The organism is Arsukibacterium sp. MJ3, assembly GCF_000987765.1.
In the GTDB taxonomy this organism is placed as follows: domain Bacteria; phylum Pseudomonadota; class Gammaproteobacteria; order Enterobacterales; family Alteromonadaceae; genus Alishewanella.
The window spans coordinates 62,451-71,824 of sequence record NZ_LAHP01000020.1 but is presented as its reverse complement, the minus strand read 5'-3'; the positions used below and the strand labels follow the sequence as shown (position 1 = coordinate 71,824).

General features: G+C 50.8%; 3 protein-coding genes. All 3 read right to left on the bottom strand.

What is annotated here, in order from left to right; translation table 11 throughout:
• On the bottom strand, positions 1 to 785 hold a 785-nt coding region (locus VT06_RS13875; RefSeq protein ID WP_046554919.1), incomplete at its 3' end, for a methyltransferase domain-containing protein.
• Between the two features lie 210 nt (positions 786 to 995).
• Complete coding sequence (pbpC, locus tag VT06_RS13870; RefSeq protein ID WP_052750283.1) at positions 996 to 3,365, bottom strand: penicillin-binding protein 1C; 2,370 nt, start codon at positions 3,363 to 3,365, stop codon at positions 996 to 998.
• 11 nt (positions 3,366 to 3,376) lie between these two features.
• Positions 3,377 to 9,277 carry an alpha-2-macroglobulin gene (locus VT06_RS13865; RefSeq protein WP_046554917.1) on the bottom strand — a complete coding sequence of 1,967 codons (5,901 nt, stop codon included), beginning with the start codon at positions 9,275 to 9,277 and terminating at the stop codon, positions 3,377 to 3,379.
• Between the last annotated feature and the right edge of the window lie 97 nt (positions 9,278 to 9,374).

Here is a 9,374-nt window from a genome sequence, read left to right as displayed (position 1 = left end):
TTCTGGCCAGGCCTTACCAGATGCAAACCAAAACCACCCACCCCGCAAAAAAGATCCCAAATTTGTTTAAATTCGCCCTGCTGCTGTTGCAGTTCAGCAGCCCAACACGCGGCCGTATGGTATAAGCTGGCTGCCATAACGGGTTGGGTTTGAAAAAAGCTTTGCGGTTGTAAATATAACGGCACCTGATTCAGCTGCTCGGCCAGCACCGTTTGCTCTGTCAAAACAATTTCTTCTGAGCCTTCCAAAATAGCGGCGGCAGCGGGCTGCAAATTTACCGAGCAAAGCTCAATGTCAGGCAGTTGCTGCAACAGCCAGGGTAAGTGCTTAGTAATGGCGGCCAGGCAGTTTTTCGAGCGCAGTACAAAGCGCAGCATAAAGCGGCCACTGTGCAGGCTTTGGCTAAGCAACAGGTATTTTAGCTCACCACGGCGGCTGGCAATATCATAAGGGGTGAGATTAGCGCGGGAAATAAAGGCTTTACACAGAGCAAACACCGGTGCAAAGCTAACAGGATATAACGGGCAATCGGCTAAATCGACCTGTTCGCCATGGGTGTTTACTATTCCAAGAACGGGTTCCAGAGCACTACCTAACACCACCATTTTCGCTTTATAACGAAAGCCTTGTTCGCTACTTGCCACCGGGGCTAGTACTTCAGTGCTGGCTGCGGGCATTAATAACGCCAGCAACTGCTGCTGTTTTAATGCCAGTTGTTGTGGGTAAGCTTTATCTAGCCACTGACAAGATTGACAGCGTTTAGCGTGATAATGGTGGCAATACATTAGATATCGGCTCTGGTAATAGGGCTGTCTATTCTACCCGCTCATTTTTGAAAAAACACCGTATTATAATACAGCAAATCTTCTTGCAACTCTGCGTTAATAAATTACGCCTGCTAAACTCACCGCTAGTGATTAGCGAATGGCTTGTTGGCTGAAGAAATGTCTTGCCAGCTGAATGTAACGTTAAATTACAGCGTTACAGTGGCCGCCTTAATCCTCTCTTATCCTAACTGATATGCTGGCCACGCCACCCAAGTTATCAACTACCCTAAGTTGATAATGGCCGGCTTCTGCTTGCCAGAACAAGGTTTCACCCGGTGTAATGGCTCCCAGATAGCGATTATCAATAAACCAATGCGCCTGCGTTACCGCACCGTCAAAGCTGGCTTGCAGAGCAATTTTTTGCTGATCGGGCTGTTTGCCAAGCTGATAAGTCAACTGCGGCTGTGGCGAGCGAATTTGTGGCGGTTGGCGGCTTAACAGCAGCTTATCTACACAGAGCTGCTGCATGGGTGGCGGCTGTGCCAACATAATACCGGCCTGCTGAAACGCCTGGTTTATCTCTGAAGGCCAGAATTCAAATACCGTTAGCGTTGTTGTGCCTGGCTGATGAAAACAGGCCTGCAGACCAGTTTCGTTATTAATTGGCACTGCCCGGTGCACATCGGAGACATTTATCGGCGATACCCCCGGAATAAACCAGCCAGGTTCGGTATGCGGGCAATATTTATTCGGTAAGTCACCACTGCGACTACACAACGCTACTTTTTTGATGTTAAGCGCTGGAGTGGGATTAAATAACTGCTCATTTGTCTGCGGGTTTTCGGGTAACAACGCCAGTAACTCAAAAAACAACGGCCCGGCGGCCGTGCGCCCAACCAGATTGGGGTTGCTGCTGCCATCAAAATTACCCAACCACACTGCCAGTACGTAATCACCCGTTAGGCCAATAGCCCAGGCATCACGAAACGCGTAAGATGTGCCGGTTTTCCAGGCCACCGGCGTGCTGTCAATCAGTTCACTTACTACGCCACTTTGCAGCCCGGAATGCTGGCGTAGCATCGCTAAGGTTAAATACGCGGCTTCGGGGCTTAATACCTGCGGTAGTGGCAGCTTACTATTGGGTAACTGCTGCTGCCAGTTTAAGGCTTGCCAATTGCCGCCATTGCCAAGCGTGGCATATAGCTGCACTAACTGCACCATACTAAGTTCCATACCACCGAGCACCAACGCCAGCCCATAGTGGCTGGCGGGCTTATCCAGCGGTACTCCGGCTTTTGCCAGCCACTGATAAAAATCGGGTTGCTGTAAACCCGCCTGTAACTGCACTGCAGGTAAGTTGCGGCTGTTAATCAGCGCATTAGTTGCACTTAATGGCCCCACAAACTGACGGTCAAAATTTTCCGGATTAAAGCTGCCATAACGGCGCGGCAAGTCGGTTAGTAAGCTTTGTGGATGAATAAGCCCCTGCTGCAAGGCCAGCGCATAAACAAAGGGTTTTAAAGCTGAACCCGGTGAGCGGGCCGCCGTAACGCCATCTACTTGGCCGGCAATAGCGTTATTGCTAAAATCTGCCGAGCCAAGCCAGGCTTGTACTTGTAATGTGCTGCGCTTAACCAGCAAGGCACTGGCGTTATTTAAGCCCTTTGCTTGCTGGCGCTGCAGATAGCGGGTAAGCACCTGTTCAAACCGCTGCTGCAGCGGTAAGTGCAAACTACTGTAAAAGCGCCCTGCATAATGCCCTTGCTGGCGTAATTGATTAATAAAATGCACAGCCTGATGGGGTATGTCGGCTCGGGAGAAGTAACGCAAAGGTAAATCCAGCGATAGCTGCAACGAATTGGCAGTATGGGTAAAATGCTGCTGTTGCCATAACGCGGCTAAGCGCTGGCGGGCAAGCTCTAATTGCTGCTGGCCTTGTTGGCTTAACGGGCTACGCTGGTTTGGGTTTTGTGGAATAACCGCCAGCACCAGCGCTTCTGGCAAGGTTAGCTGGCTGGCTTCCTTGCCAAAGTAAATCAGGCTGGCGGCTGCCGCGCTTTCAATATTGCCACCATAGGGCGCGTAGTTAAAATATGCTTCCAGTAGCGCATCTTTAGTAAAATGGCGCTCCAGATAAAACGCATAGCCGAGCTGTTGCAACTTACCGGTAAAAGTACGGGTGTTTAGCTTATAGCGCAGCCGGGCCAGCTGCATAGTAATGGTTGAGGCACCCTGTCGCCGCCCCTGCAGTATGACTCCTTGCCAGAATGCCCGGCCAACCGCGGCGAAATCTAAGCCTAAATGCTGGTAAAAGTGGCGATCTTCATACAATAACGTTGCTTGTTGTAAGGTTGGCGCAATCTCGTTTAAAGGCATACGCAACCGATAACGTTGGTCCGGTGCCAAACGCAGGCTTAGCAACTCACCGTTGCTGGCAAAATAAGCGCTACCTTGCTGATAACCCGCATACAAATCCGGCTTACTGAACACCCCCAGTAGCAACAGCCCCACCAATGCCGTGATAAACACCGCTAACAACGTGCGCAACAACCATAACTTTGTGCTGTGCCAGCCCGTGTTTGGCATTGTCGTGTTCATCTGCGGCAGCCCTATTGCGCCTGTTCAACCACAAAACGGCCAGCTGCGGTTCCCGCACGCACCTTGCGGTCATACATCGACTCTGCCGCCACGGCGGGTAAGGTAAAGTCACCGGCAGCGGTCACTTTTACCTGATATTTCAGCTCCGTCATTTCGGGGCCAAAACTGGCATAGTACACCAGCCGGTCTTCGCGAATATCAACGTAATCGGCGCGCCAGCGCCCTTGCGGGCCCCTGGCAGAATCATGCACAGAACTGCGATTCACGCTAAAACCGGCTGGCAGTAAATCGACTACCGCCACATTGCTGTGCCAGTTATTGTTTAAGCTTCTTAGGCGCAGGCGCACGGTCAGCTCATCACCCTGACGGGCTCGGGTTACCACTTCCCCTGCACTATCCAGATAATCCCGTACCACCTCTAATTGCTCGGCATAAGCCTCTGTCGCTGGTGTTTTCGCAAAACCTGCTTCACTTAAGGCATAAAACAACGGCGTACTACTTTCAATAACCAGCTGCTGCGCGGCACTGTCAAAGGCTAACTGTGGCAAAGCGTTGCGGTTATCGGCAACGGTTAACCCATGTCGTTTACCATCAGCGGTTAGCTGATAAAACTGCGGGCGTGCCGCCGTTGTAGCCGCCTCTAACTGGCCATAAGCAGCCAGTGCCAGCACTGAATATGCCGAGGCTATGGTGTTGTACTCGCCGTTAAACACCGGCTGCAGTAGCTCGACAATTTGCTTGCCGTTAAGCGCCCGGGCTTCATCAGCAAAGTGGCGCGATAACAAATAAACATACTGCGCATCTAAACTGAGCTGCGACTGAAATACCGGATTGGCAAACGGCGGCAACGCCGTGGCAATACGTGGTAACGCCCGCTGCAAATAAACTTGCTGCAACGCAGACGGTTTACCTAGCCGGTAGCCACCGATTAAGCCCCTAGCCACTTCAGGTTTTTGTAATAGCTGATAACTGGCGGCCATATAAATGGCGGTTAAATCAGTTTGCCAGGCCTGCTGATGCTGTTTTTCCAGGCGCTCATGCAATTCCACCAGATAGTTGGTAGTAACCTCACCGCTGCGGGTTAAAAGATAAATCGCGTTCGCACGTAAGCGGGCCTGATACGCATTAGCGCCGCCTAGTCTGGCCACTTCGCGTAAATAGCCTAAGCCCTGCTGATACAAATAATCAGGTACTGCCAGCCCCTGCTCGCGCGCAGCCAGTAAAAAATGCATAACATAAATACTGGGGAAATCAGCACTGCTATAGCCACCAGGCCAAAAACTGAAGCCACCATCACTTTGTTGACGCTCGGCCAGTTTTTGAATTAATACCGCAAACTGTTGCTGCACCATCGGTAACCGTGCCTGATAGCCCGGTTGCTGCACCAGCCCAAGCCACGGAAATACCTGCGATACCACTTGCTCGGTACAACCGTGCGGATAGCTGGCTAGATAATCGGTAAAAGCGTCCGCCAGTACCAGCGGGTTTGCCGACGCTGCCACATGTAACTGGGCAAACTGCGGATAAAGCGGATAGCGGGTAGCTACTGTTACTGGCCCTTTTTTAACATAGCCCGCCGTCATCGTACTTAAATAATGGCTGGCCGGACGAATACTTAAACTAATGTCACGGCTGGCTTCTTCCACTATGTCAGCTTGCTGATAACGAGCACTAAAAGTGATAGTGGCTTCGCCCGGATCGCTGCCGGCTTTAAGCCGGAAACGCACATGCTGTTCACTGCCTTCGGCTATTTGTAGTGTTTGTTGCAGCACGCCTATTGCACTTAGGCTAGCCGGTACGCTAAGGCTAACGCTAACAGTGGCATTGCTGCCAGAGCCTTTTACGCCGTTAGCAACACTTAGGCTAACGTCAAATTCATCGCCAGGTGCGGCGCTGGTCAGCACTTCAGGCGTTAACACAAAAGGCCCCCGCACCAGAATATCAGCACTGTTTGCGCCCAGCGCAACATCACCAACCGCTACCGCCATCAGTTTTAAATTACCGCTAAAACTGGCGGGTACCTGTACTTGCTGTTGCTGCAGTTCAGGCCCGGCTTTTACCAGGCCTAACCAAAATACCCCAGGCTGCTCGGCGCGGCGGGCAAACGGGTTAAGGTTTTTATCCATCATCATCGAGGCTGCCATTCCCCGGCGTTCAGTATCACCGCCAATGCCCGCCAACTGGCGCTGCAGCAGCCCAAATTCCGGTAAAATCAAGTCAAGCATTTGCAGGCTGCGCACCTGTAACGCCCGTTTTTGTAAAAAGTGCGCCAGTGGATCAGGTAACTGGTAATCCGCTACCTGCAATATGCCCTCGTCTACAGCGTAAATCAGCATATCGGCGGCTTTATCTGTCTTGTAGCTCACCATAAAAGGTTTACCGGGTCGCACTTCGGCCGGCGCCTGCAGGCTAATGCTGAGCTGGCGACGACTGCGATCAATATTAAACGGTACTACTGCATAGCTAAGCGGACTAACAAACAGCGCATCGGAGTTGGCCGCCCGCACAAAACTGACATTAATGTAGGCATTACCTTCCAGCTCTGCCGGCAGGCGAATGCGTTGCATACTGCTGGTGGTATCGGTTTTAAACCAACTAAAAGTATGTACTTTATCGCTTTCTATGCTAATTAAACCACTGCCGGTATAAGGCGCCGTGATATTCAGCTCAATCCACTCACCGGCTTTATAATCGGTTTTATCCAGCTTCACGGTTAAGGCGGCGTTTTTTTCCAGCATGGCACTGATATTGCCAGCGCCCACTACACTAAAACCAATACTGCCCAGTGCAGTGCCGTTACTATCGGTTAACTGCAGCTCAAAATCACCCGGGGTATCGGTAGGTAAGGCATAACTGCTGCCGTTTTGTGTAATCGTAAAATTTGTTTGGCTAAGGGCAATATTTTGCACAATACTTTGATACTGAAAGGTACCGTCATCTTGTTTTACCAGGCTGGTTATTGGCCGCTTTTCAATCAGTTGCAGGCTTAAATCGCTTAAAGCTATTTGCTGCAGTGTAGTATCAATAGCAATAAAGTTAACACGGCGTTGTTGCTGTTTTCTAAGGTAATGTAAGTCGCCATCGGCCTTTACCGCCACTAATTGCGTTAATGGCGATAGCATGGTGCTAAGCCGGTGCTGCACACTGCGCCCACCGCCAGACTCAAAACCCTCAGTGGTTAACATAAGCTGGTAGGTGCCGCCACTATATTGCTGCAGCCCTAGCGCAAACTCGGCTTTACCGTCCGCATCGGTTTGTTGCTCGTCCAGGTTTTGCTGCACCCGCTCTGCTTGCACTGTGCTGTGCTGCGGGCTTAATACCTGATAATCCGGGTACTCATTAAAGCTAAAGCTGCGGGGAATAAGCTCAAGGCGGGCAGTTACCCGCCGCTGCTGCGCTGGGGTGCCGAACAAGTTGTCCAGCTGCACTAACGCCGTTAAGTCTTTGGGATTTAACCAGCCTTTGCCAGCGTTATCAGCTGCAGCTTGGTTAAAGCGACTGCTTATTTTTAGTGTGTCGGGCTGAAACTCTTCCAGACTAAAACTAACCGAGCCTAAATGGCGCTGGGTATCACCCTTGCTATCTAGCAGGCTGATATTGGCATGATAATTACCGGTATCGCTATACGCAGCAGTATCCAGACTGAAACTGTGCAGGCCACGGCCGCTAAGATTAAAGTTCTGCTGCCAGAAGGTATTTCCTCTTGGCCCCTGCACCTGTACTTTTAACGGCAAGGCTGCTGTCGCGGCGCTTAAATCATTATGGCGAATAATGGCAGCCAGCTGCACCTGTTCGCCAGGCCGGTAGATACCGCGGTCTGTAAACACATAAGCGCTAAGGCTTTTCGCCTCGTCGCCAGAGTGATACTGGCCACTGGTATTAAATTTAGAGTAATCGAGCTGGCGGCTAAAACGATCGTAAGGAATAAAGCTACTGTCTGTTACCCCTGCCTGGGTATGGCTTACCCGGTACACCATAGGCTGACGTTCGCGGTTAAAGTCAGTAGTTTTGGCAAAGCTTACCGTACCACGTTCGTCGGTTTTAGCCTGAAACAGTGCAACGCCGTTCAGGCCAAGTAACGCCACCTCAGCACCCGCGACCGGCTCACCCTTTGCCAGCGATAATACAAACAGCTGCTGACTACTATCACTATTGTGTTTTACCAGCAGGCCTAAATCAGTTACCAATACCAGCCGCTTATCCAGTTGCTGACCTTCATTTTCAGGTTGCGCCGGGTCGAACTCGCTTAACTCAATAAAAAACAGCCCCATGCCGGCTTGTTGCAAATAAGGCGTTAACACCAGCGCCTGATAGCTGGCCTGGTTTGCAGCCACAGTATTAACGGTATAGGTATGTTGCTGCACACTACTGATATTACTTTCATTAAAGTTGTAATGTTGAAAATAAGGCTGACTAATGTCGCCGCCGGTTTGGCTGATTAAGTGATTCAGCTGCTCAGGCAATAGCTTATGTAACTTAACCCGCACACCCTTAACACCGCGGCTAAGCAATTGCAGTGTTTGCTCGCCACTTAAGGTTAGCATGGCACCCTCGCCGACAATACGCGCTTCCTTCGGATACTCTGGTGCCTGCACCACTGCCCGGTATTCATTTGAAAGGCTAAAATCGCTTACCGAATGAAGCCCTGCCGGTACGCTAACAAACACGCTTTGACCCGGCGGCACATCGAGCTTAATACTAAAAGCGTTGTCATGTTCAAGTGCACTGGGCATCAGCTGAAAACTAAGCGCGGTAGCCTGCTGTAGCACAGTAGTGTTTACTTCACCCGGCGCCCAGTAATTCGAGTTACGCCTTGGGTGTTTTGGCAATACATACAGCTTTAATTTATGTTGCAGTTCGCTACGCTTTAGTCTGTCGCTAAAGCTTAGCAGTAGCATTTGCTCTGGCGCCAGCTCTGGGCTTCGCACAATGTCAGCTTCTAGCGCAGTCACTTTAAAAAAGCTACTGCGGTCGGGCACCAGCAATCTGGCCTGCTCTGCTGCAGTGGTTTTACCCTCGCCATAAACAGCCTTAACACCTTCTCGTAACTGTACTGTTAAATATTGCTCTTCTGCCGGCAGCGTTATGGTGTTCGATTGCACATATAGCTCGCGGCCGCTTTTGTCAGCAGTTAGGCTAAAATCAAGTGGCTGGGGCGTGGTGTTGCGGTCGGCGCCGTCGGCACGCATTAGCATGCTAAGTTGTTGTTGTACACTTTGCAATTGCACTGGGTGGCTAAAATTAAGTGTTGCCACCACCTGGCGGATAGCGGGTTCAGCCGGGTTTTGATAAAAGCGCAGCCGGTTAATTTCCGCGGTTAACGGCAACGTTTCAAAGCGATATTGCTGCTGCGCCAGCTTAATATCTGGGCCAAAAATCCGTTTTTCCAGCTTAATAACATACGGCTTACCGGCAGGCCAGGCCTGCTCTGGGGTAAAACTTAAGGTGTTATCGTCTTGCCACAACCATTTACCGGTTATGGCCGGGCTTATACTTACCCCATCGCGAAGTACTTCACCAATTAAGTCCAGCCTGGCGGCAGAGAGCACCGGCGCTGGCATCGACGAAGCGGCTAAGTCCCGCGTCGATGGTTGCTCTGCAACTTCACTAACGTCATAACTAAATTGCAACAGTAACGCCGTGGGCTGTTCTATATCGTGCTGATAATGGCCCAGCTCAGGCGTAATCACCGAAGCCTGCACCAGCAATGGCGTTGGCAATTGCTGGTAGTAATAATAACCTGCCACTATTGTTGCCAGCAGCACCACTATCAGCGTTATACCCGCCCAAAACTGTCCGGGCCGGGTTTTAGCCGAATGCTTTAGCCGTAGCAGCCATGTTGGCGCTGCCCAGTTAATAGAACCAAAAATAGTCTGAAGTATGTTACTAGCTGAAGAACCTGAGGCAGGCATAACCAATCCTTGTTAAAGCGAGGTGCTTGGCCAAGTTTACCCGGCCAGTATTAATCATTGATGAACTATACCCGCACCTTTAAGTTACTTGAGTATA

Coding starts and splice junctions, on each gene's coding strand:
- pbpC (WP_052750283.1), bottom strand. CDS start 3,365: ATGAACACGACAATGCCAAACACGGGCTGGCACAGCACAAAGTTATGG.
- VT06_RS13865 (WP_046554917.1), bottom strand. CDS start 9,277: ATGCCTGCCTCAGGTTCTTCAGCTAGTAACATACTTCAGACTATTTTT.